Source organism: Klebsiella sp. PK18 (assembly GCF_057784655.1).
In genome coordinates, this window is sequence record NZ_CM173493.1 from 4,745,967 (window position 1) to 4,768,883 (window position 22,917).

Sequence of the window (22,917 nt, forward strand, 5' to 3'; positions counted from 1 at the left end):
GCCCTCGTCAAGCCACCAATTGTCTTAATAGTTTACTGGCTGTGATATTTAAGCGGGTCATCATTTCACTTTCTTTACTTTTTATTCACATCCTGCACGGAATTCGCTCGGGCTGGCGCCGGTGCATTTTTTAAATACGCGCGAAAAATAGAGCTGATCTTCAAAGCCAACGTTGCGCCCGACGGTGGCGATCGGCATCCGTGTCGTGCTCAGCAGCAGTTTGGCCTGGCTGATGCGCTGATCTTCCCGCCAGCCGAGCACGCTGATCCCCAACTGCTGGCGGAACAGGTGCGACAGACGCGAGGGCGACAGGCAGACGTGCTGGGCGACGCTGGCAATATCAAAATGGCTGTCCGCCAGATGGTCGCTGATGTACTGGCAGGCGTCGCGCACCCGGTTATCCAGCGGCGGATGCAGCGATTCGTTGATCGCCTCCATGCGCCGCAGCAGCAGCTGTTCCAGCAGATTTATCGCCAGCAGTTCGGAATAGCGCCCCGCCCCCTGCCCGGCATCGACGATCTGGCCGAACAGTTCGCCAAAGCGCGCCTGCCACTGTTCATCCGGACGGAAAAAGCCGGTCTGGGCGAAGATCGTCGGCCAGTTGAGCCACTCGTGCCAGTAGGCGCGTGGCCGGAAGTAGACCCACTGGTGATACCACTCGCTGGCGTCGGGATGGCGGCCGTAGTGATGGATTTCCCCTGGCGGGAACAGCAACATATCACCCGGCCGGCAGACGAACTGTTCGCCGTGGTTGTTGATAACACCCTCGCCGCGGATCGTCAGGTTGAGAATATAGCCTTTCATGCCCAGCGGGCGGTCGATAAAGAAATCCAGGTATCCCTGCGCCTCAATCGGCGTGAGGCCGGTGACCAGATGAGCGTTAAAAGAGTAGCCCGGCAGCAGCGGATCGTTTTGCGTTTCGGCCATACGCGTGGTTCTCCCCGAAGGTATTAGTGACACCAATTGTCCATATTCATCATTTTATCGCTCTCGGCCCTGTCGCGACTGCGACGGCGGTGGGAATTTCGCTAAAAAGCCGCACGGTAAGCGAAAAAGCGCCAGCAGCGTGCATTCCACCGTGATATACCGGGTAACAAAAGTGTCTATAAATACGGCAGGAAAGTCCACATCGAATATTTGCACGGCGTCACACTTTGCGAGGTGACAGCAAAATAATCCATAAGATTAGCGAATCCGGCCTGACGGATTTTGCCGGGGATATCTACTGTTGCTGCATGAATGATTTCTGCATGGAGTAACAAGATGGCAATTGCGATTGGCCTCGACTTTGGTAGTGACTCAGTCCGCGCCCTGGCGGTGGAATGCGCGTCCGGCGCAGAGCTGGCGGCAAGCGTAGAGTGGTATCCGCGCTGGCGGGAAGGACAGTATTGCGATGGGGCTAACAACCGGTTCCGCCACCACCCGCGAGATTACATCGAGTCCATGGAAGCGGCGCTGAAAAGCGTGCTCGCTTCGCTGAGCGCCGAACAGCGCGCCGACGTCGTGGGCATTGGCGTCGACAGCACCGGCTCAACCCCGGCTCCCGTTGATGCCGAGGGCAACGTGCTGGCGCTGCGCGAAGAATTCGCTGACAACCCTAACGCCATGTTTGTCCTGTGGAAGGATCACACCGCGGTCGAGGAAGCCGAGGCGATCACCCGCCTGTGTCACCAGCCGGGCAAAGAGGATTACTCGCGCTATATCGGCGGTATCTACTCCAGCGAATGGTTCTGGGCCAAAATCCTTCACGTCACCCGCGAAGATAGCGCCGTCGCCCTGGCTGCCGCCTCGTGGGTAGAGCTTTGCGACTGGGTACCCGCCCTGCTCTCCGGCACCACCCGTCCGCAGGATCTGCGCCGCGGCCGCTGCAGCGCCGGACATAAATCGCTGTGGCACGAAAGCTGGGGCGGTCTGCCGCCGGCCAGCTTCTTCGATGAGCTTGATCCCATCATTAACCAGCATCTGGCCTGGCCGCTGTTCACCGATACCTGGACGGCCGATGTGCCGGTCGGCACGCTGAGCGCAGAGTGGGCCCAGCGTCTGGGTCTGTCGCAGACCGTGGCCATCTCCGGCGGCGCCTTCGACTGCCATATGGGCGCCGTTGGCGCCGGGGCGCAACCTAACGCGCTGGTGAAAGTCATCGGCACCTCCACCTGCGACATCCTGATTGCCGATAAAGAGAGCGTCGGCGAGCGCACGGTAAAAGGCATCTGCGGGCAGGTTGACGGCAGCGTGGTTCCGCACTTTATCGGCATGGAGGCAGGCCAGTCCGCCTTCGGCGATATTTACGCCTGGTTTGGCCGCATTCTCGGCTGGCCGCTGGAACAACTGGCTCAGCAGCAGCCGGCGTTGCGCGAGCAAATCAAAGCCAGCCAAAAACAGTTACTGCCGGCGCTCACCGAAGCCTGGGCCAATAATCCGTCCCTCGATCACCTGCCGGTGGTGCTCGACTGGTTCAACGGCCGCCGCACGCCGAATGCCAACCAGCGTCTGAAAGGGGTGATCACCGATCTTAACCTGGCGACCGACGCGCCGGCGCTGTTCGGTGGCCTCATCGCCGCCACCGCCTTTGGCGCCCGCGCCATTATGGAGTGCTTCACCGAGCAGGGGATCCCGGTTAACAACGTGATGGCCCTCGGCGGTATCGCACGGAAAAACCAGGTCATCATGCAGGCCTGCTGCGATGTGCTGAACCGCCCGCTGCAGATTGTCGCCTCCGATCAGTGCTGTGCGCTGGGGGCGGCTATCTTCGCCGCCGTCGCCGCCGGCGTCTATGACGATATTCCCGCCGCCCAGCAGCGGATGGCAAGCCAGGTGGAAACCACCCTGCAGCCACGCCCGGCGCAGGCGCAACGTTTCGAACAACTCTATCAGCGCTACCAGCAGTGGTCGGTCAGCGCTGAACAACACTATCTCCCTTCGGCTGCAAAGGCGGAAAAAGCCCCGCAATCTCAGGCAGCGCTCACCCATTAAGGATACGAAAATGACGATTTTTGATAACTATGAAGTATGGTTCGTTATTGGCAGCCAACATCTGTACGGCCCGGAAGCCCTGCGCCAGGTGACGAAGCATGCCGAACATGTGGTGAACAGCCTGAATGCGGAAGCCAAACTGCCGTGCAAACTGGTCCTTAAGCCGCTGGGCACCACTCCGGACGAGATCACCCATATCTGCCGCGACGCCAACTACGATGACAAATGCGCCGGGTTAGTGGTCTGGTTGCATACCTTCTCGCCGGCAAAAATGTGGATCAACGGCCTGACCATCCTCAACAAGCCGCTGCTGCAGTTCCATACGCAATACAATGCCGCGCTGCCGTGGGACAGCATCGATATGGACTTTATGAACCTGAACCAGACCGCGCACGGCGGCCGCGAGTTCGGTTTCATCGGCGCCCGTATGCGCCAGCAACACAGCGTGGTCACCGGCCACTGGCAGGATAAAGAAGCCCACCAGCGCATCGGCGGCTGGATGCGCCAGGCGGTCTCCAAACAGGATACTCGCCATCTGAAAGTGTGCCGTTTCGGCGATAACATGCGCGAAGTGGCAGTGACCGACGGCGATAAAGTCGCGGCGCAGATCAAGTTTGGCTTCTCAGTGAACACCTGGGCGGTCGGCGATCTGGTGCAGGTGGTCAACAGCATCAGCGACGGCGATATCAGCGCGCTGGTCGATGAATATGAAAGCAGCTACCGTCTGACCCCGGCAGCGCAGGTTCACGGCGAGAAGCGCCAGAACGTGCTGGACGCCGCGCGCATTGAGCTGGGGATGAAACGCTTTCTCGAGCAGGGCGGGTTCCACGCCTTTACCACCACCTTTGAAGATCTCCACGGCCTGAAACAGCTTCCGGGTCTCGCCGTGCAGCGCCTGATGCAGCAGGGCTACGGCTTTGCCGGTGAAGGCGACTGGAAAACCGCCGCTCTGCTTCGCATCATGAAGGTGATGTCAACCGGTCTGCAGGGCGGCACCTCCTTTATGGAGGATTACACCTACCACTTCGACAACGGCAACGACCTGGTGCTCGGTTCGCATATGCTGGAAGTGTGCCCGACGATCGCTACCGCTGAGAAACCGATCCTCGACGTCCAGCCGCTGGGTATCGGCGGCAAAGCGGATCCGGCGCGTTTGATCTTCAATACCCAGACCGGCCCGGCGATTGTCGCCAGCCTGATCGATCTGGGAGATCGCTTCCGTCTGCTGGTCAACACCATTGAAACCGTCCCGACGCCGCACGATCTGCCGAAGCTGCCGGTGGCCAACGCCCTGTGGAAAGCGCAGCCGGATCTGCGTACCGCTTCGGAAGCCTGGATCATCGCCGGTGGCGCGCACCATACCGTCTTCAGCCATGCGCTGAACCTCGACGATATGCGCCAGTTCGCCGAGCTGCACAATATCGAGCTGACGGTCATCGACAACGATACCCGTCTGCCGTCCTTCAAGGACGCGCTGCGCTGGAATGAAGTGTATTACGGTTCAAAACGCTAAGAGGCCGTCCCCTCACCCTTTCCCTCTCCCCGTTGGGGAGAGGATACCGACAGGGCGCCATGCCGCCTTTCTCCCTCTCCCGCCGGGAGAGGGTCGGGGTGAGGGATACCCGACTCGCCTGCTATTCGGAGCACACTATGTTAGAAGATCTTAAACGCCAGGTTCTGGAAGCCAACTTAGCGCTGCCGCAGCATAATCTGGTGACCTTAACCTGGGGCAACGTCAGCGCCGTCGACCGCGACCAGGGCGTTCTGGTTATCAAACCCTCCGGCGTGGATTACCGCGTGATGACCGCCGACGATATGGTGGTGGTCAGTCTGGAGACTGGCGAGGTGGTGGAAGGCAACAAGAAGCCCTCGTCGGATACCCCTACTCATCGCCTGCTGTATCAGGCCTTCCCGACGCTGGGCGGTATTGTGCATACCCATTCGCGCCACGCCACCATCTGGGCGCAGGCCGGGCAATCCATTCCAGCGACCGGAACCACCCACGCTGACTATTTCTATGGCCCGGTTCCCTGCACCCGGTTGATGACCGATGCGGAGATCAACGGCGAATATGAGTGGGAAACCGGCAACGTGATTGTCGAAACTTTCCGTCAGCAGGGAATCGACCCGGCGCAGATGCCCGGCGTGCTGGTGCATTCCCACGGCCCGTTTGCCTGGGGTAAGAATGCCGAAGACGCGGTGCATAACGCCATCGTGCTGGAAGAGATCGCCTATATGGGTATCTTCTGCCGCCAGCTGGCGCCGCAGCTGCCGGATATGCAGCAGACGCTGCTCGATAAGCACTATCTGCGTAAGCACGGGGCCAAAGCCTACTACGGCCAATAATCACCCTGCTCGCCACCTTAGCGCCGAATACCTGTATAAAACCCCAGCATCCATCATGAAACCAGGCTATAATCAAGCCTGGTTTTTTATCGGCGAGAATACCCGTGACCCAGCCACGAGCAGGTTTTCTACTCACCCGTCACTGGCGGGACACCCCGCAGGGCAGCGAGCTCTCCTTCTGGCTGGCCACCGACGACGGCCCGCTGCAGGTCACACTCCCGCCGCAGGAGTCCGTTGCCTTTATCCCCGAAGCGCAGCAGGCGCAGGCTGAACGGCTGCTGCAGGGGGAGAAAGGCTTCCGCTTCGCTCCGCTGGCCCTGAGAGATTTCCACCGTCAGCCGGTTGTCGGCCTTTACTGTCGCGCCCATCGTCAATTGATGCGTCTGGAGAAGATGCTCCGCGACAGCGGCGTCACCGTCTACGAGGGTGATATCCGTCCGCCGGAGCGCTACCTGATGGAGCGCTTTATTACCGCCCCGGTGTGGGTGGAAGGCGAAACGCGCGGCTCACAGCTGGTCAACGCGCGCATGAAACCGAACCCTGACTATCGCCCGCCGCTGAAATGGGTGTCGCTGGATATCGAAACCAGCCGCCACGGCGAGCTGTACTGCATCGGTCTGGAAGGCTGCGGCCAGCGGGTGGTCTACATGCTGGGCCCCGAACCGGAAACGCCGCCAGACGTCGACTTCGAGCTGGTCTTCATCGTCAGCCGTCCCCTGCTGCTGGAAAAGCTCAACGCCTGGTTTGCCGAACACGACCCTGACGTGCTGATCGGCTGGAACGTGGTGCAGTTCGATCTGCGGGTCCTGCAAAAGCACGCCGAGCGCTACCGTATCCCGCTGCGTCTCGGCCGCGGCAACAGCGAGCTGGAGTGGCGTGAGCACGGTTTTAAGAACGGCGTCTTTTTCGCCCAGGCCAACGGGCGGCTAATTATCGACGGCATCGACGCGCTAAAATCCGCGTTCTGGAACTTCTCCTCCTTTTCACTGGAGGCCGTGGCCCGCGAACTGCTGGGTGAAGGTAAAGCCATTGACAACCCGTGGGATCGGATGGACGAGATCGATCGCCGCTTCCATGAAGACAAACCGGCGCTGGCGATCTATAACCTGCAGGATTGCGAGCTGGTCACGCGGATCTTCCACAAAACGGAGATCATGCCGTTTCTGCTCGAACGGGCGACGGTTAACGGTCTGCCCGCCGATCGCCACGGCGGATCGGTGGCCGCCTTCAGCCATCTCTATTTCCCACGCATGCACCGCCTGGGCTACGTGGCGCCGAACCTCGGCGACGTCCCCCCGCAGGCCAGCCCCGGCGGCTACGTGATGGACTCCCGCCCCGGTCTGTATGACTCGGTGCTGGTGCTGGACTATAAAAGCCTGTATCCGTCGATTATTCGTACCTTTCTAATCGATCCGGTCGGCCTGGTGGAAGGCCTGGCGCAGCCCGATGATCAGCACAGCATCGAGGGCTTCCTTGGCGCCCGCTTTTCGCGCGACAAACACTGCCTGCCCGGCATTGTCAGCCAGATCTGGCACGGCCGCGATGAAGCCAAACGCCAGCATAATAAGCCGCTCTCCCAGGCGCTGAAGATTATCATGAACGCCTTCTACGGCGTGCTGGGCACCAGCGCCTGCCGCTTCTTCGACCCGCGTCTCGCCTCGTCGATTACCATGCGCGGTCACGCGATCATGCGCCAGACCAAAGCGCTAATTGAAGCCAAAGGCTACGACGTTATCTACGGCGATACCGATTCCACCTTCGTCTGGCTGAAACGCCCGCACAGCGAAGCACAGGCAGCGGAGATCGGCCGCGAGCTGGTCAGCGACGTCAATGCCTGGTGGGCGCAGGAGCTTGGTAAAAGCCAGCTGACCAGCGCCCTGGAGCTGGAGTATGAAACCCACTTCTGCCGCTTTTTAATGCCGACGATCCGCGGCGCCGATACCGGCAGCAAGAAGCGCTATGCCGGGATGATTCAGGAGGGCGATGCCCAGCGCATGGTGTTCAAGGGGCTGGAGACGGTACGCACCGACTGGACGCCGCTAGCCCAGCAGTTTCAACAGGAGTTATACCTGCGCATCTTCCGCAACCAGCCGTATCAGGATTATGTGCGGGAGACTATCGCCAGGCTGATGAATGGCGAACTCGACAAGCAGCTGGTTTATCGCAAGCGCCTGCGCCGACCGCTGGCCGAGTATCAACGTAACGTGCCGCCGCACGTGCGCGCCGCGAGGCTGGCGGATGAACACAACGTGAAGCTTGGGCGGGCGCAGCAGTATCAGCAGCGCGGCACCATCAAATACGTCTGGACCACCAGCGGCCCGGAGCCGGTGGATTACCAGCAGTCGCCGCTCGATTACGATCACTATTTAACAAAGCAGTTGCAGCCGGTGGCGGAAGGGATCCTGCCCTTCGTCAACGATGACTTTGCTACAATAGTGACAGGACAGCTGGGGCTATTTTAATTTTTTCTCACTCATTCCGCAGGCACAAAAGCCGAAAAATGAAGGGTGCGGAGGAGGTGACGAACGTTCCTCCATCCAGTAATATAGCGCCCTTTCCATTCCTGGCCCCAATTTTGACGCATCTCCGATTATTCATGGAGATGATCAACTATTGCCTGCAATTAAAGAACAAAGAGCCGAACACATATGCCTTTTACACTTGGTCAACGCTGGATTAGCGACACAGAGAGCGAACTAGGATTAGGGACGGTGGTAGCGCTGGATGCGCGCATGGTCACTCTCCTTTTCCCCGCCATCGGCGAAAACCGTCTGTACTCTCGCAACGATTCCCCGATCACCCGCGTGATGTTTAACCCGGGCGACACCATTACCAGCCATGAAGGCTGGCAGCTCCACGTTGACAAAGTGAATGAAGAGAACGGGCTGCTGTCCTACACCGGTACTCGCCTGGACACCCAGGAAGCGAACGTGACTCTGCGTGAAGTGCTGCTCGACAGCAAACTGGTGTTCAGCAAGCCGCAGGACCGCCTGTTTGCCGGTCAAATTGACCGTATGGACCGCTTTGCCCTGCGCTACCGTGCGCGTAAGTTCCAGAGCGAGCAGTACCGCATGCCGTGGAGCGGCCTGCGCGGCCAGCGCACCAGCCTGATCCCGCATCAGCTGAACATCGCCCATGACGTGGGCCGTCGTCACGCGCCGCGCGTCCTGCTGGCCGATGAAGTGGGCTTAGGTAAAACCATTGAAGCCGGGATGATCCTCCACCAGCAGCTGCTCTCCGGCGCCGCCGAGCGCGTGCTGATTGTGGTCCCGGAAACCCTCCAGCACCAGTGGCTGGTGGAAATGCTGCGCCGTTTCAACCTGCGTTTCTCGCTGTTCGACGACGAACGTTACGCCGAAGCGCAGCACGATGCCTACAACCCGTTCGAAACCGAACAGCTGGTGATCTGCTCTTTAGACTTCGTGCGCCGCAGCAAACAGCGCCTGGAGCATCTGTGCGACGCCGAATGGGACCTGATGGTGGTCGACGAAGCGCACCACCTGGTGTGGAGCGAAGAGGCGCCGAGCCGTGAATATCAGGCCATTGAACAGCTGGCCGAGCGCGTGCCGGGCATCCTGCTGCTGACCGCGACGCCGGAACAGTTGGGGATGGAGAGCCACTTTGCGCGCCTGCGTCTGCTGGATCCAAACCGCTTCCACGATTTTGCCCAGTTTGTTGAAGAACAACAAAACTACCGCCCGGTCGCCGATGCCGTCGCCCTGCTGCTGGCGGGCAACACGCTGAGCGATAGCGAACTCAATACCCTTGGCGATCTGATCGGCGAGCAGGATATCGAGCCGCTGCTGCAGGCTGCCAACAGCGATCGCGAAGACGCTCAGGCCGCGCGCCAGGAGTTGGTCTCGATGCTGATGGACCGCCATGGCACCAGCCGCGTGCTGTTCCGGAACACCCGTAACGGCGTGAAAGGCTTCCCGAAACGCGAGCTGCACACCATTCGTCTGCCGCTGCCGACCCAGTACCAGACGGCCATCAAGGTCTCTGGCATCATGGGCGCCCGCAAAACCGCGGAAGAGCGCGCGCGCGACATGCTCTATCCGGAGCAGATCTATCAGGAATTTGAAGGCGATACCGGCACCTGGTGGAACTTCGACCCGCGCGTCGAGTGGCTGATGGGCTACCTGACCAGCCATCGCTCGCAGAAGGTCCTGGTGATTTGCGCCAAAGCCGCCACCGCGCTACAGCTGGAGCAGGTGCTGCGCGAGCGCGAAGGCATCCGCGCCGCGGTGTTCCATGAAGGGATGTCGATTATCGAACGCGACCGCGCCGCGGCGTGGTTTGCCGAAGAAGACACCGGCGCGCAGGTGTTGCTGTGCTCCGAAATCGGCTCCGAAGGACGTAACTTCCAGTTCGCCAGCAACCTGGTGATGTTCGACCTGCCATTTAACCCGGATCTGCTGGAGCAGCGTATCGGCCGTCTCGACCGTATCGGTCAGGCACACGATATCCAGATCCACGTTCCATACCTGGAAAAGACCGCGCAGTCGGTGCTGGTGCGCTGGTATCACGAAGGGCTCGATGCCTTCGAACATACCTGCCCGACCGGCCGCACCGTCTACGACAGCGTCCATGATGAACTGATCAACTATCTTGCGGCGCCAGAATCCACCGATGGCTTTGACGATCTGATCAAATCCTGCCGCCAACAGCATGACGCCCTGAAGGCGCAGCTGGAGCAGGGCCGCGACCGTCTGCTGGAGATCCACTCCAACGGCGGTGAGAAAGCGCAGGCGCTGGCGGAAAGCATCGAAGAGCAGGATGACGACACCAGTCTGATCGCCTTCTCGATGAACCTGTTCGATATCGTCGGCATCAACCAGGACGACCGCGGTGAAAACCTGATCGTCCTCACCCCGTCCGACCATATGCTGGTCCCGGATTTCCCGGGCCTGCCGGAAGACGGCTGCACCATCACCTTCGAGCGTGACGTGGCGCTGTCGCGTGAAGATGCGCAGTTCATCACCTGGGAACATCCGCTGATCCGCAACGGTCTGGATCTGATCCTCTCCGGCGATACCGGCAGCAGCACCATTTCCCTGCTGAAGAATAAGGCGCTGCCGGTCGGCACCCTGCTGCTGGAGCTGATCTACGTCGTCGAAGCGCAGGCGCCGAAGCAGCTGCAGCTTAACCGCTTCCTGCCGGCGACCCCGGTTCGCCTGCTGCTGGATAAAAACGGCAACAACCTCGCCGGCCAGGTGGAATTTGAAAGCTTCAACCGCCAGCTGAGCGCGGTCAACCGCCACACCGGCAGCAAACTGGTCAACGCGGTGCAGCAGGACGTTCACGCCATTCTGCAACAGGGCGAAGCGCAGATCGCCAAAGCGGCGCAGGGGCTGATCGACGCAGCGCGTAACGAAGCCGATGAAAAGCTGACGGCGGAGCTGTCGCGTCTGGAAGCGCTGAAGGCGGTGAACCCGAACATCCGTGACGACGAACTGGCGGCGATCGAAAGCAACCGTCAGCAGGTGATGGATGCGCTGGCGCAGGCCGGATGGCGTCTGGACGCGCTGCGTCTGATCGTCGTCACCCACCAGTAACGGAACGCGAACATGGCGATGGAAAACTACAATCCGCCGCAGGATCCCTGGCTGGTGATCCTGTATCAGGATGAGCACATCATGGTGGTCAACAAGCCGAGCGGCTTGTTGTCCGTACCCGGTCGTCTTGAGGAGCATAAAGACAGCGTGATGACGCGCATTCAGCGCGACTTCCCGCAGGCCGAATCGGTGCATCGCCTTGATATGGCCACCAGCGGCGTGATTGTGGTGGCGCTGAATAAGGCCGCAGAGCGTGAGCTGAAACGTCAGTTCCGCGAGCGCGAGCCGAAAAAACAGTACGTCGCCCGCGTCTGGGGCCATCCGCAGCCGGCGGAAGGTCTGGTGGATTTACCGCTGATTTGCGACTGGCCGAACCGGCCAAAGCAGAAGGTGTGCTACGAAACCGGCAAAGCGGCGCAAACCGAGTATGAGGTGCTGGAGTACGCGGAGGACAACACCGCCCGCGTGCGCCTGAAGCCGATTACCGGGCGCTCGCATCAGCTGCGCGTGCATATGCTGGCGCTGGGGCATCCGATCCTTGGCGACCGCTTTTACGCCACGCCGGAGGCGCTGGCGATGGCCCCGCGTCTGCTGCTGCACGCCGAGACGCTCACCATCACCCACCCTGCCTACGGCAACGCGATGACCTTTCGCGCGCCGGTCGACTTTTAGGATGTCCCCGGTAGCGCCTTGCCGCCGGGGAATACTGACCCGTTAGTCGCGGGCAAACCACGCATCAATCATCTGCTCAACGCGCGCCACGACGAGATCGGTGTCGTGGCGACGGCTGCGCGCGCAGGCGTGCGCCGGCTCATCACACAGCAGACAGCGGCGCTGCGACTCACCCAGCGACTGACGTCCCACCTGCCCGTTCTGTGGACAGATCACATCGATATCCCACAGGCGTCCCAGCGGATGGCTCTGCTCCAGCGTGCTGCACATCGCTTTGATTTCGCTGGCCGGGTGCGCCACGCACCACAGCGCTTCGGGCCCGGTCGGCAACCACAGCACCTGACGATCCAGCGCTTGCCAGCGGTGCTTCCACAGCAGCTGGTCGCAGGCCTGGAGGGCAACGCCCATCATGTTGCGATAGCGAATGCTGTCTTTCACCGCCCCCGGGGTCACCAGGGTCAGGGAAATAACAGGCTGCTGATAATGGGCCAGCCAGTCAGCCTGGCGGGCTGCACGCTGCTCTTTCGCCGCCAGCAATGCATCGATGCTGACGCCCGCCTGGGCGGGAGTATCCACTGACATTAATTCCTCTCCTACATATGATAAATGCGACAGCGCCTGGGCTGTCATGATGATGGATGCGATAGCCGATCGCGCGCTGATTGTAACGCTAAATGCGGAGCATTTAGGATACAGAACGCAGATATTTTCTGCGTTCTGTAGCGGAAAATGGCAGATTTATCGCTTAGCGCAGCGTTTAATCACGCCAGATAGTGGCTGAGGAACAGCAGTCCCAGCGAGACATTTATCGCCCCGCCGATGCGGGTAGCGATCTGCGCGAACGGCATCAGGCTCATGCGGTTACCGGCGGTCAGGATCGCCACATCGCCGGTGCCGCCCTGCCCGCTCTGGCAACAGGAGACAATCGCCACATCGATCGGGTGCATCCCTATTTTTTTACCCACAAAGAACCCGGTCGCCACCAGCGCCGAGACGGTACTGACGATCACCAGAAGGTTGGTCAGCGTGAAGGCGTTTACCAGTTCCTGCCACGGGGTGATCGCCACGCCGACGGCAAAGAGGATCGGGTAAGTCACCGCGGTGCGGAAGAATTTATACACCATCTGCGATCCCTCCTGCAGGCGTGGAGAAACCACGTTAGCCAGCTTTAACAGCACCGCGAGGAACAGCATGCCCACCGGCGCCGGCAGGCCAATCAGTTTGTGGCCAAGCATCCCCATCATATACAGCAGCACCGCCAGCAGCGCGCCGGAGGCCAGGGTCCCGACGTCGGTTTTGCCGCTCACGCCTTCGCTCTCGCCGAGGCTACGGGTTTCATTGCTGCGGTTCGGCATCAGTTGCCCTTCACCGGTGAGATGCGGGGAGCGCTTGCCGAGCTGGTTGAGGCAGCCGGAGATAACGATCGCCGTCAGACTGCCGAGCATCACCATCGGCAATATCCGGCCCAGCGCCACGCCCTGCTCCATATGCATCAGCGCGGCGTAACCCATTGACAGCGGGATCGCCCCTTCCCCCACGCCACCGGCCATGATCGGCAGCACGATAAAGAAGAACACCTGGAACGGCTCCATGCCCAGCAGCGTGCCGACGCCGATGCCCACCAGCATGCCAACCACTTCGCCACACAGCATCGGGAAGAAGATCTTCAGAAAGCCCTGAATCAGCGTGGTGCGGTTCATACTCATGATGCTGCCGACGATGATGCAGCAGATGTAGAGATAGAGGATATTGGTGGATTTATAGAATTTGGTGGTGGATTCCACGACCACATCCGGCAGCAGACCGTAATGGACCAGCGCGGAAGGAATAAAAGTGGCGCAGATCGCCGCCGCGCCGAGTTTTCCCAGCACCGGCAGGCGCTTACCAAACTCGCCGCAGGCGAAGCCAAAGAAAGCCAGGGTGGCCACCATCACCACGATATCGCTCGGCAGTTTACCGCCAAGGCAGTCGAGGGCAATCAGCCCCCCGGCCAGCAAAAATAGCGGCAGCGGGACGATCCCTACCTTCCAGTTATCCATGATGTGCCACCAGCGCTGCTTCAGCGTGGTTTTCGGCGTATTGATCGGTTCAAGGGTTGCAGAGAATGCATTGTCTGTGGTGCTCATAAATTCAGCCCTGTCGTTATTATTCATTTTCAGCGTAAAGGGACAGCGGCGTCGTTAATGTGAAGCTCCCCAGATTAAAAAAGAAGTTTTAATGGTCACTATGGTTTTTATGGTTTCTATTCACGGAACCGCTAAGGGGTGATATATCTCTGATTTATTATTGTGGTTTTTATGGTTTTTATTCTCTCTGAGGCGTTATTTCCACTGAGTCCCCCGCCGACAGCCAGCGCCTGCGCAGACGATCACAACTTCTTCTTAACATTTACGTCACGTGACAGAAAAATGATAGAGTGCCGATATGGTGAATACGCAGTACGGGACCTATGAAGCTCTCTTTTCAATATAAGCTGTTTATTTCGCTGGTCGCCTTTTTCTCGGTCCTCTTTATAGCGCTGGGCATTTATTATTATTTTGACGCCAGCCGCCAGCTGTATCAGGAGATGAGTGGCCGGGCCAAAATTCAGGCTGAAGAGATAGCCCTGATGCCAAATTTGCGTCAGCAGGTCAGCCAGCACGATCCGCAGGCGATCCGGGCGTTTATGCAGCAAATCGCCGCCCATAGCGACGCCAGTTTTATCGTCATCGGCGATCGTCAGGGCGTGCATCTGTTTCACTCCGTCCATCCGGAGTGGGTTGGCACGCGGCTGGTCGGCGGCGACAATCAGGCGGTGCTGGAGGGGCACACCATCACCACCATTCGCAAAGGCGGCCTCGGCGTCTCGCTGCGCAGCAAAACGCCCATCGTCGATGACGAGGGGCAGGTGATCGGCATTGTCTCCGTTGGCTACCTCACCAGCTATCTCGACAGCATCACGCTGACCAAAGTGATCAATATTTTTATCGCCGCCATCCTGCTGCTCATCGCCCTGTTTATCTTCTCCTGGTACTTTACCCGCAGCATCAAGAAGCAGATTTTTTCGCTCGAGCCGCGGGAGATAGGCCTGCTGGTACGTCAGCAAAAGGCAATGATGGAGTCGATCTTTGAAGGGGTGATCGTCATCGATCACCAGCGGCGCATTGAGGTGATTAACCATGCCGCCCGCAGCCTGCTGGGGCTCAGCCAGCCTGCCCGTCAGCTGCGCGGCCAGTCAATCGACAGCGTCATTTCGCCGCAGCCCTTTTTCGCCAGCGGCGACATGCTCGAGCGTGACACTCATGACGAGCTGTGCCGCTTCAACCAGCTGACCGTGCTCGCCAGCCGGGTGCGCATTATGCTGGAGAATACGCTGCAGGGCTGGGTGATCACCTTCCGCGACCGCAACGAAATCAATGCCCTCACCGCCCAGCTCAGCCAGGTGAAGCGCTATGTCGACAACCTGCGCATCATGCGCCACGAGCAGCTCAACCGGATGACCACCCTCTCCGGTCTGCTGCATATGGGTCACTATGACGAAGCGATCCGCTATATTCAGGCCCAGTCGGAGCATGCCCAGGAGCTGCTGGACTTCATCTCCTCGCACTTCCACTCGCCGACGCTGTGCGGCCTGCTGTTGGGCAAAGCGACCCGCGCCCGCGAAAAAGGCGTGGCCCTGAGCTTCGACCCGGCCTGTCGTATCGATCGTCCGCTGCCGTCGTTAAAGGAATCCGAACTGATCTCCATCATCGGCAACCTGCTGGATAACGCCATCGAAGCCACGCAGCGCGCCGAGCTGCCGCACGAGCCGGTGGAAGTGCTGATTCAGCTCAACGCCCGGGAACTGATCATCGAAGTGGCTGACCGCGGCGTCGGCATTCGTCCCGATATTCGCGACCGCATTTTTGAACGCGGCGTGACCACCAAAACCCGTGGCGATCACGGCATTGGTCTGTATCTTATTGAACATTATGTCACTCAGGCGGGCGGCACCATCGAAGTCGCCGACAACGCGCCGCGGGGAACCATCTTCACCCTGTTTATCCCGGCCGACGCGCCCGCCTGTCCGCAAACGGAGGCCCACAATGCATCATGACCTGGTCGATGTGCTGATCATTGAAGATGAGAGCGAGCTGGCGCGCCTGCACGCCGAGCTTGTGCAAAAACACCCGCGACTGCGGCTGGCAGGCATGGCGGCCTCCCTCGCTCAGGCGCGGCAGTTGGTCCACGCCAGTCCGCCGCAGCTGGTGCTGCTGGATAACTATTTACCGGACGGCAAAGGCGTCACGCTGATGACCGACCCGGTGCTGGCAACCACCCATTGCTCAGTGATCTTTATCACCGCCGCCAGCGATATGGAAACCTGCAGCCTGGCCATCCGCAACGGCGCCTTCGACTATATCCTTAAGCCCGTCTCCTGGAAGCGGCTGAGCCAGTCGCTTGAGCGCTTTATCCAGTTTTACGATCAGCAGCGGGAATGGAAAATCGTCGATCAGCAGAACGTCGATTCTCTCTACCAACTGCAGGCGAAGAACTTCCGCGTGGATAGCGGCAGTAAGGGCATTGAAGAGAAGACGCTGGCGCTGGTGCAGGGATTGTTTAGCGGCCGGGAAGCACACTGTTTTTCCGTCGATGAGGTGGTCAGCGCCGCCGGGCTCAGCAAAACCACCGCCCGGCGCTATCTGGAACACGGTGTCGAGACCGGCTTTCTGGAAGTGGAGATGCTGTATGGAAAAATCGGCCATCCGCGGCGGCTGTACCGACGCGCACAGCCTAAAAACTAAAACCCCTCGCCGGACGGGAGGGGCGGGAAAACTCAGAAGCCGCGCTGCTCTTTGATCAGCTCCCAGGCCTTCTGGATCTCCTGAGCTTTCTGTTTGGCCATCTCCATCATCTCCGGCGGCAGCCCTTTCGCCACCAGCTTGTCCGGATGATGTTCGTTCATCAGCTTACGATAGGCGCGCTTCACCGTCGCCGCGTCATCGGTCGGTTTCACCCCCAGCACATTGCAGGCATCTTCGAGGGTTGGCCCGCGCTGCGCCTGCTGCCAGCCGGCATTGCCGCCGTGCTGACCATACGATTGCTGCTGCGAACCGCCGCCAAACTGGGCGCCGCCCTGCATCATCCGCAGGAATTGATCGAACTGGGCGCGGGAGATGCCAAGCTCGTCAGCGATGACGAACAGCACTTCACGTTCGTTGGGGTGCAATTCGCCGTCAGCGAACGCCGCCTGCAGCTGAATTTCCAGAAACATCCGAATCAGATCGAAGCGCCCAAAGCAGACGCTGCGCAGCTGACGCATCTTCTCGCGCAGCGGATAGTTGTCGGCCTTGCCGTCGCGAAACGCCTGCTGCGCCGCCGTACGCGATGCGCCGTGCAGGTTCATGCGATCCATCAGCACATTGGCGACATGAATATCAGCTTCGGTGACGCGACCCTTGGATTTGGTCAGATGCCCCATCACTTCAAAGGTGGTGGAAAAGAAGAGCGACTGGCGTTCCTGTTGATTGGCGAAGAGATTCAACCGGCGACTGCGCGCCCGGTCAAACATATGGCCCACCAGAAAGCCGAGCACGACGCCCCAAAACCCACCGCCCATCAGCAAAGCCACTGCCACGCCAATCACTTTACCCAAATACTGCATAGACTCCCCAACTGTTTATCGCCGTTAAGCTCGAATATGACCGCACGTTACCCGGCACTCGCGCCTCGGTCAATTGTGGGACATAGCCTATAATTTGCTTTATCATACTCGTCATTCAACAGGGTGCCTAACGCTCGGGCTCGAAACGGGCAGGATTAACACTAGCGTGATAATGTTGAGTAAGTTAGGCTCTGACCGTTTGCAAGCCGCTGCCACAAGATGATGGAACAATAAATACAACGTATGAAAAAACGTATTCCCAGCCTCCTGGCTACGATGATTGCCAGCGCCTTGTATAGCCAACAAGGCCTCGCTGCCGATCTCGCAACGCAATGTATGCTTGGCGTGCCAAGCTTTGATCGTCCGCTCGTGGAAGGGCGGCCTGGCGATCTGCCGGTGACGATTAACGCCGATCATGCGAAGGGCAACTACCCGGATAATGCCGTCTTCACCGGCAACGTCGATATTAACCAGGGGAACAGCCGCCTGCGTGCCGACGAAGTGCAGCTGCATCAGCAGCAGGCCGCGGGCCAGGCGCAACCGGTGCGAACGGTGGATGCGCTGGGCAACGTCCATTACGACGATAACCAGGTGATCCTCAAAGGGCCTAAAGCCTGGTCAAACCTGAACACCAAAGATACCAACGTCTGGCAGGGCGATTATCAAATGGTCGGACGCCAGGGACGCGGCACGGCGGACCTGATGAAACAGCGCGGCGAAAACCGCTATACCATTCTGGAAAACGGCAGCTTTACCTCCTGTCTGCCGGGCTCCGACACCTGGAGCGTCGTGGGCAGCGAAGTCATCCACGACCGTGAAGAGCAGGTTGCCGAGATCTGGAACGCCCGCTTTAAGCTGGGCTCAGTACCGATTTTCTACAGCCCTTACCTGCAGTTGCCGGTGGGCGACAAACGTCGTTCCGGTTTCCTGATCCCGAACGCCAAATACAGTACCAAAAACGGTGTGGAATTCTCCCTGCCGTACTACTGGAACATTGCGCCGAACTTCGATGCCACTATCACCCCGCACTATATGAACAAACGCGGCGGCGTGATGTGGGAAAACGAATTCCGCTACCTGACCCAGCTCGGCAGCGGCTTAACTGAATTCGACTACCTGCCGTCGGATAAAGTCTACGAAGACGATCATTCGAGCGACAGCAACAGCCGCCGCTGGCTGTTCTACTGGAACCACTCCGGGGTTATCGATCAGGTATGGCGTCTGAACGCTGACTACACCAAGGTCAGCGATCCTGACTACTTCAACGATTTCAGCTCGAAATATGGTTCCAGTACCGACGGCTATGCGACGCAGAAATTCAGCGCCGGTTACGTCAATCAGAACTTTGACGCGACGGTATCGACCAAGCAGTTCCAGGTCTTTGACCGGGAATCGAGCAACTCCTACTCGGCTGAGCCGCAGCTCGACATCAACTACTACCAGAACGATGTCGGCCCGTTCGATACCCATCTGTACGGTCAGGTCGCCCATTTTGTTAACTCGAATAACAACATGCCGGAAGCGACCCGCGTTCACCTCGAACCGACGATCAACCTGCCGCTGTCCAACGCCTGGGGCAGTCTGAATACTGAAGCCAAGCTGCTGGCGACCCACTACCAGCAGAGCAACCTCGATAAGTACAACGCCGCCAACGGCACTGACTACAAAGAGTCTGTCAGTCGCGTAATGCCGCAGTTTAAAATCGACGGTAAAATGGTCTTTGAACGCGACCTGCAGGAGGGATTCACCCAAACGCTGGAACCGCGCATGCAGTATCTGTACGTGCCGTACCGCGATCAGAGTGAAATCGGTAGCTACGACTCCACGCTATTGCAGTCGGACTACACCGGCCTGTTCCGCGACCGTACCTATAGCGGTCTGGACCGCATCGCGTCAGCCAACCAGGTCACTACCGGCATCACCTCTCGCGTGTATGATGCCGCCGCCGTGGAACGTTTTAATATTTCCGTTGGTCAAATCTACTATTTCACCGAGTCACGCACCGGTGATGACAACATCAACTGGGAGAACAACGACACCACGGGTTCACTGGTATGGGCCGGCGATACCTACTGGCGCATCGCCGATGACTGGGGTTTACGCGGAGGGATCCAGTACGACACCCGTCTGGATAACGTCGCCACCGGTAACGGCACCATTGAATACCGTCGCGATGAAAACCGCTTAGTCCAGCTTAACTATCGTTACGCCAGCCCGGAATATATTCAGGCTACACTGCCTTCATATTCCACGGCGGCACAATATAAACAGGGTATTTCGCAGGTGGGGATGACCGCCAGTTGGCCGATCGTCGATCGCTGGTCCGTGGTCGGGGCATACTACTTCGATACCAATACCCGGAAAGCAGCAAACCAGATGTTGGGTGTTCAGTATAACTCCTGCTGCTACGCCATCCGTCTTGGCTACGAACGTAAAGTCAACGGCTGGGATAGCAACAACAACGGCGGCGAGAGCAAATACGACAACACCTTCGGAATCAATATTGAATTGCGCGGTCTGAGCTCTAACTACGGCCTCGGCACCCAGCAGATGCTGCGTTCGAACATTTTACCGTACCAGAGCTCCCTGTGATGCGGCTGGTTTACAACATCGTCCGCATTTGCGGTTAATTGAAATGGAAAAAGTATGAAGAACTGGAAAACGCTGCTTCTCGGTATCGCCATGATCGCGAATACCAGTTTCGCTGCCCCTCAGGTGGTCGATAAAGTAGCGGCCGTCGTCAATAATGGCGTCGTGCTGGAAAGCGACGTCGATGGTTTGATGCAATCAGTTAAGCTCAATGCGGGTCAGGCTGGCCAACAGCTGCCGGATGACGCGACACTGCGCCATCAAATCCTCGAAAGACTGATCATGGACCAGATCGTATTGCAGTTGGGGCAGAAGATGGGCGTGAAGGTCTCTGACGACCAGCTCGATCAGGCCATCGCCAACATCGCCAAACAAAACAACATGACCATGGATCAGATGCGCAGCCGTCTGGCCTATGAAGGCATCAACTACAACACCTACCGTAGCCAGATCCGCAAAGAGATGCTGATTTCGGAAGTGCGTAACAATGAAGTGCGTCGCCGTATCACCGTGCTGCCGCAGGAAGTCGAAGCGCTGGCAAAACAGATTGGCGACCAGAACGATGCCAGCACCGAGCTTAACCTGAGCCACATCCTGATCCCGCTGGCGGAAAACCCGACCGCGGATGAAGTTGCCGCAGCTCAGGAGCAAGCAAATGCCATCGTTGAACAAGCGCGCAACGGCGCTAACTTCGGTAAACTGGCCATCACCTACTCCGCTGACCAACAGGCGCTGAAGGGAGGCCAGATGGGCTGGGGTCGTATCCAGGAGCTGCCTGGTATTTTCGCCCAGGCGTTAAGCACCGCCAAAAAAGGGGATATCGTCGGCCCGATCCGCTCTGGCGTCGGCTTCCACATTCTGAAGGTCAACGACCTGCGCGGCGGGACTCAGAACATCTCCGTCACCGAAGTGCATGCCCGTCATATTCTGCTTAAGCCGTCGCCGATCATGAATGATGCCCAGGCTCAGGCCAAACTGGAACAGATCGCGGCTGACATTAAGAGCGGGAAAACCACCTTCGCCAAAGCGGCGAAAGCGTTCTCTGAAGATCCGGGTTCAGCAAACCAGGGCGGTGATTTAGGTTGGGCGACGCCGGACATCTTCGATCCGGCATTCCGCGATGCGCTGATGCGTCTGAACAAAGGGCAGACCAGCGGACCGGTGCACTCCTCCTTCGGCTGGCATCTGATCGAACTGCTGGATAGCCGTCAGGTCGACAGAACCGACGCCGCGCAGAAAGATCGTGCATACCGCATGCTGATGAACCGCAAATTCTCTGAAGAAGCGGCAACCTGGATGCAGGAACAGCGCGCCAGTGCGTATGTTAAAATTCTGAGCAACTAATATCGATGCCTGAAATCCGTAAAGTTGTCATCACTCCCGGCGAACCCGCCGGGATTGGCCCTGACCTGGTCGTGCAGCTTGCCCAGCGCGACTGGCCAGTTGAGCTGGTGATCTGCGCCGACGGCGCCCTGTTAACTGACCGAGCCCAGCGGCTCGGTCTTCCTTTATCTCTCCTCCCATACGATCCTGCGCAACCGCCCGTTCCGCAACGCGCTGGTACGCTGACGCTGCTTAACGTACCGCTGAACGTTCCGGCGGAACCCGGCGTGCTGAACGTGCAAAACGGCGCCTATGTCGTGGAAACGCTGGCGCGCGCCTGCGACGGCTGCCTTAGCGGCGAATTTGCGGCGTTAGTGACCGGCCCGGTGCACAAAGGCAACATCAACGACGCCGGCATCGCCTTCACCGGTCATACCGAGTTCTTCGAAGAGCGCGCGAAGGCCAGCAAAGTGGTGATGATGCTGGCGACCGAGGAGCTGCGGGTGGCGCTGGTGACGACCCATCTGCCGTTGAAAGCCATCAGCGAAGCAATAACGCCCGAGCTGCTGCGCGAGATCATCACCATTCTCGATCACGATCTGCGCACGAAATTTGGCATTGCCCAGCCGCATGTGCTGGTTTGCGGGCTTAACCCGCACGCTGGCGAAGGCGGCCATATGGGAACGGAAGAGATAGACACCATTATTCCGGTGCTGGAAGAGATGCGCGCGAAGGGGATGAACCTCAGCGGTCCGCTGCCGGCAGACACCCTCTTTCAGCCCAAATACCTTGACCATGCCGATGCGGTACTCGCGATGTACCACGATCAGGGCCTGCCCGTGCTAAAATACCAGGGCTTTGGCCGTGGCGTGAACATTACGCTCGGTTTACCTTTTATTCGTACCTCCGTCGACCACGGCACCGCACTGGAATTAGCGGGTCAGGGAAAAGCGGACGTCGGCAGTTTTATCACGGCGCTTAATCTCGCCATCAAAATGATTGTTAATACCCAATGAATAATCGAGTCCATCAGGGCCATTTAGCCCGTAAACGCTTCGGGCAGAACTTCCTCAACGATCAGTTTGTGATCGACAGCATCGTCTCGGCGATTAATCCACAGAAAGGCCAGGCAATGGTTGAAATCGGCCCGGGTCTCGCCGCGCTGACCGAACCGGTCGGCGAACGTCTTGACCAACTGACCGTTATCGAACTGGACCGCGATCTGGCGGCTCGCCTGCAGACGCACCCGTTCCTCGGACCGAAGCTGACCATCTATCAGCAGGATGCGATGACCATGAACTTCGGCGAACTGGCGGAGAAAATGGGCCAGCCGCTGCGCGTCTTCGGCAACCTGCCGTACAATATCTCGACGCCGCTAATGTTCCATCTGTTCAGCTATACTGATGCCATTGCCGATATGCACTTTATGCTGCAGAAAGAAGTGGTCAATCGTCTGGTTGCCGGGCCGAACAGTAAGGCGTATGGTCGGTTAAGCGTGATGGCGCAATATTATTGCCAGGTGATCCCGGTACTCGAAGTGCCGCCGAGCGCGTTTACCCCGCCGCCTAAGGTTGACTCCGCGGTGGTTCGCCTGGTGCCGCACCGCACCATGCCGTATCCGGTAAAAGAGGTCCGGGTACTGAGCCGCATCACCACCGAAGCCTTCAACCAGCGCCGTAAGACCATCCGCAATAGTCTCGGCAATCTGTTTAGCGTTGAAGTGTTGACCGAGCTGGGCGTCGACCCGGCAGTGCGTGCGGAAAATATTTCTGTAGAGCAGTACTGTAAGATGGCCAACTGGTTATCCAACAATCTGCCTTCGAAGGAGAGCTAACC

16 protein-coding genes are annotated in these 22,917 nt (G+C 58.9%); 12 read left to right on the top strand and 4 right to left on the bottom strand.

What is annotated here, in order from left to right; translation table 11 throughout:
- Positions 1 to 81 precede the first annotated feature (81 nt).
- Complete coding sequence (gene araC / locus AC3EMD_RS23350; protein WP_004204301.1) at positions 82 to 927, bottom strand: arabinose operon transcriptional regulator AraC; 846 nt, start codon at positions 925 to 927, stop codon at positions 82 to 84.
- Between the two features lie 336 nt (positions 928 to 1,263).
- Here araC and araB point away from each other — a divergent pair, with 336 nt between their 5' ends.
- From araB to rluA, 6 genes are all read left to right on the top strand, one after another.
- Positions 1,264 to 2,973 (top strand): ribulokinase, encoded by a 1,710-nt coding sequence (araB, locus tag AC3EMD_RS23355; protein WP_032732501.1) that lies wholly within the window; start codon positions 1,264 to 1,266, stop codon positions 2,971 to 2,973.
- Positions 2,974 to 2,983: 10 nt separating this feature from the next.
- On the top strand, positions 2,984 to 4,486 hold the full coding sequence (gene araA / locus AC3EMD_RS23360; RefSeq protein ID WP_008807461.1) for an L-arabinose isomerase: 1,503 nt from the start codon (positions 2,984 to 2,986) through the stop codon (positions 4,484 to 4,486).
- Between the two features lie 137 nt (positions 4,487 to 4,623).
- Positions 4,624 to 5,319, top strand: a complete 696-nt coding sequence (gene araD, locus AC3EMD_RS23365; protein WP_012968949.1) for an L-ribulose-5-phosphate 4-epimerase — start codon at positions 4,624 to 4,626, stop codon at positions 5,317 to 5,319.
- A gap of 104 nt (positions 5,320 to 5,423) precedes the next feature.
- Complete coding sequence (gene polB, locus AC3EMD_RS23370) at positions 5,424 to 7,781, top strand: DNA polymerase II (RefSeq protein ID WP_172870677.1); 2,358 nt, start codon at positions 5,424 to 5,426, stop codon at positions 7,779 to 7,781.
- A 186-nt stretch (positions 7,782 to 7,967) separates the two neighbouring features.
- A complete protein-coding gene (rapA, locus tag AC3EMD_RS23375) occupies positions 7,968 to 10,874 on the top strand; it encodes an RNA polymerase-associated protein RapA (RefSeq protein WP_008807464.1) in 2,907 nt (968 codons plus the stop codon).
- Positions 10,875 to 10,886: 12 nt separating this feature from the next.
- On the top strand, positions 10,887 to 11,546 hold the full coding sequence (rluA, locus tag AC3EMD_RS23380; RefSeq protein WP_008807465.1) for a bifunctional tRNA pseudouridine(32) synthase/23S rRNA pseudouridine(746) synthase RluA: 660 nt from the start codon (positions 10,887 to 10,889) through the stop codon (positions 11,544 to 11,546).
- Positions 11,547 to 11,588: 42 nt separating this feature from the next.
- On the opposite strand, the gene citX is transcribed toward rluA, so the two are convergent.
- Positions 11,589 to 12,128, bottom strand: a complete 540-nt coding sequence (gene citX, locus AC3EMD_RS23385) for a citrate lyase holo-[acyl-carrier protein] synthase (RefSeq protein ID WP_008807466.1) — start codon at positions 12,126 to 12,128, stop codon at positions 11,589 to 11,591.
- Positions 12,129 to 12,307: 179 nt separating this feature from the next.
- A complete protein-coding gene (locus tag AC3EMD_RS23390) occupies positions 12,308 to 13,672 on the bottom strand; it encodes a 2-hydroxycarboxylate transporter family protein (RefSeq protein ID WP_008807467.1) in 1,365 nt (454 codons plus the stop codon).
- Between the two features lie 323 nt (positions 13,673 to 13,995).
- On the opposite strand from AC3EMD_RS23390, the gene AC3EMD_RS23395 reads away from it, so the two are divergent.
- Together AC3EMD_RS23395 and AC3EMD_RS23400 are read left to right on the top strand one after the other, a co-directional pair.
- The gene (locus tag AC3EMD_RS23395; protein ID WP_008807468.1) at positions 13,996 to 15,621 is read left to right on the top strand and encodes an ATP-binding protein; all 1,626 of its coding nucleotides are present in this window, start codon (positions 13,996 to 13,998) and stop codon (positions 15,619 to 15,621) included.
- Entirely contained in the window at positions 15,611 to 16,309 is a 699-nt protein-coding gene (locus tag AC3EMD_RS23400; protein WP_302073790.1) for a response regulator, read from the top strand. The genes AC3EMD_RS23395 and AC3EMD_RS23400 overlap by 11 nt, the downstream gene beginning before the upstream one ends.
- A gap of 32 nt (positions 16,310 to 16,341) precedes the next feature.
- Here the strand turns inward: AC3EMD_RS23400 and djlA are convergent, their stop codons facing one another.
- On the bottom strand, positions 16,342 to 17,169 hold the full coding sequence (gene djlA, locus AC3EMD_RS23405; protein WP_008807470.1) for a co-chaperone DjlA: 828 nt from the start codon (positions 17,167 to 17,169) through the stop codon (positions 16,342 to 16,344).
- 243 nt (positions 17,170 to 17,412) lie between these two features.
- Here djlA and lptD point away from each other — a divergent pair, with 243 nt between their 5' ends.
- From lptD to rsmA, 4 genes are read left to right on the top strand one after another with little or no spacing between them, the layout of a single operon-like run.
- The gene (gene lptD, locus AC3EMD_RS23410) at positions 17,413 to 19,761 is read left to right on the top strand and encodes an LPS assembly protein LptD (RefSeq protein ID WP_008807471.1); all 2,349 of its coding nucleotides are present in this window, start codon (positions 17,413 to 17,415) and stop codon (positions 19,759 to 19,761) included.
- A gap of 54 nt (positions 19,762 to 19,815) precedes the next feature.
- The gene (surA, locus tag AC3EMD_RS23415) at positions 19,816 to 21,102 is read left to right on the top strand and encodes a peptidylprolyl isomerase SurA (protein WP_008807472.1); all 1,287 of its coding nucleotides are present in this window, start codon (positions 19,816 to 19,818) and stop codon (positions 21,100 to 21,102) included.
- Between the two features lie 5 nt (positions 21,103 to 21,107).
- The gene (gene pdxA, locus AC3EMD_RS23420) at positions 21,108 to 22,097 is read left to right on the top strand and encodes a 4-hydroxythreonine-4-phosphate dehydrogenase PdxA (protein WP_012542876.1); all 990 of its coding nucleotides are present in this window, start codon (positions 21,108 to 21,110) and stop codon (positions 22,095 to 22,097) included.
- Entirely contained in the window at positions 22,094 to 22,915 is an 822-nt protein-coding gene (rsmA, locus tag AC3EMD_RS23425; protein ID WP_008807474.1) for a 16S rRNA (adenine(1518)-N(6)/adenine(1519)-N(6))-dimethyltransferase RsmA, read from the top strand. The genes pdxA and rsmA overlap by 4 nt, the downstream gene beginning before the upstream one ends.
- The last annotated feature ends 2 nt before the right edge of the window (positions 22,916 to 22,917 follow it).

What these genes read in the sequence shown, in the direction of transcription:
- araC (WP_004204301.1), bottom strand. Translation starts at nt 927, where the DNA reads ATGGCCGAAACGCAAAACGATCCGCTGCTGCCGGGCTACTCTTTTAAC.
- araB (WP_032732501.1), top strand. Translation starts at nt 1,264, where the DNA reads ATGGCAATTGCGATTGGCCTCGACTTTGGTAGTGACTCAGTCCGCGCC.
- araA (WP_008807461.1), top strand. Translation starts at nt 2,984, where the DNA reads ATGACGATTTTTGATAACTATGAAGTATGGTTCGTTATTGGCAGCCAA.
- araD (WP_012968949.1), top strand. Translation starts at nt 4,624, where the DNA reads ATGTTAGAAGATCTTAAACGCCAGGTTCTGGAAGCCAACTTAGCGCTG.
- rapA (WP_008807464.1), top strand. Translation starts at nt 7,968, where the DNA reads ATGCCTTTTACACTTGGTCAACGCTGGATTAGCGACACAGAGAGCGAA.
- rluA (WP_008807465.1), top strand. Translation starts at nt 10,887, where the DNA reads ATGGCGATGGAAAACTACAATCCGCCGCAGGATCCCTGGCTGGTGATC.
- citX (WP_008807466.1), bottom strand. Translation starts at nt 12,128, where the DNA reads ATGTCAGTGGATACTCCCGCCCAGGCGGGCGTCAGCATCGATGCATTG.
- AC3EMD_RS23390 (WP_008807467.1), bottom strand. Translation starts at nt 13,672, where the DNA reads ATGAGCACCACAGACAATGCATTCTCTGCAACCCTTGAACCGATCAAT.
- AC3EMD_RS23395 (WP_008807468.1), top strand. Translation starts at nt 13,996, where the DNA reads ATGAAGCTCTCTTTTCAATATAAGCTGTTTATTTCGCTGGTCGCCTTT.
- AC3EMD_RS23400 (WP_302073790.1), top strand. Translation starts at nt 15,611, where the DNA reads ATGCATCATGACCTGGTCGATGTGCTGATCATTGAAGATGAGAGCGAG.
- djlA (WP_008807470.1), bottom strand. Translation starts at nt 17,169, where the DNA reads ATGCAGTATTTGGGTAAAGTGATTGGCGTGGCAGTGGCTTTGCTGATG.
- lptD (WP_008807471.1), top strand. Translation starts at nt 17,413, where the DNA reads ATGAAAAAACGTATTCCCAGCCTCCTGGCTACGATGATTGCCAGCGCC.
- surA (WP_008807472.1), top strand. Translation starts at nt 19,816, where the DNA reads ATGAAGAACTGGAAAACGCTGCTTCTCGGTATCGCCATGATCGCGAAT.
- pdxA (WP_012542876.1), top strand. Translation starts at nt 21,108, where the DNA reads ATGCCTGAAATCCGTAAAGTTGTCATCACTCCCGGCGAACCCGCCGGG.
- rsmA (WP_008807474.1), top strand. Translation starts at nt 22,094, where the DNA reads ATGAATAATCGAGTCCATCAGGGCCATTTAGCCCGTAAACGCTTCGGG.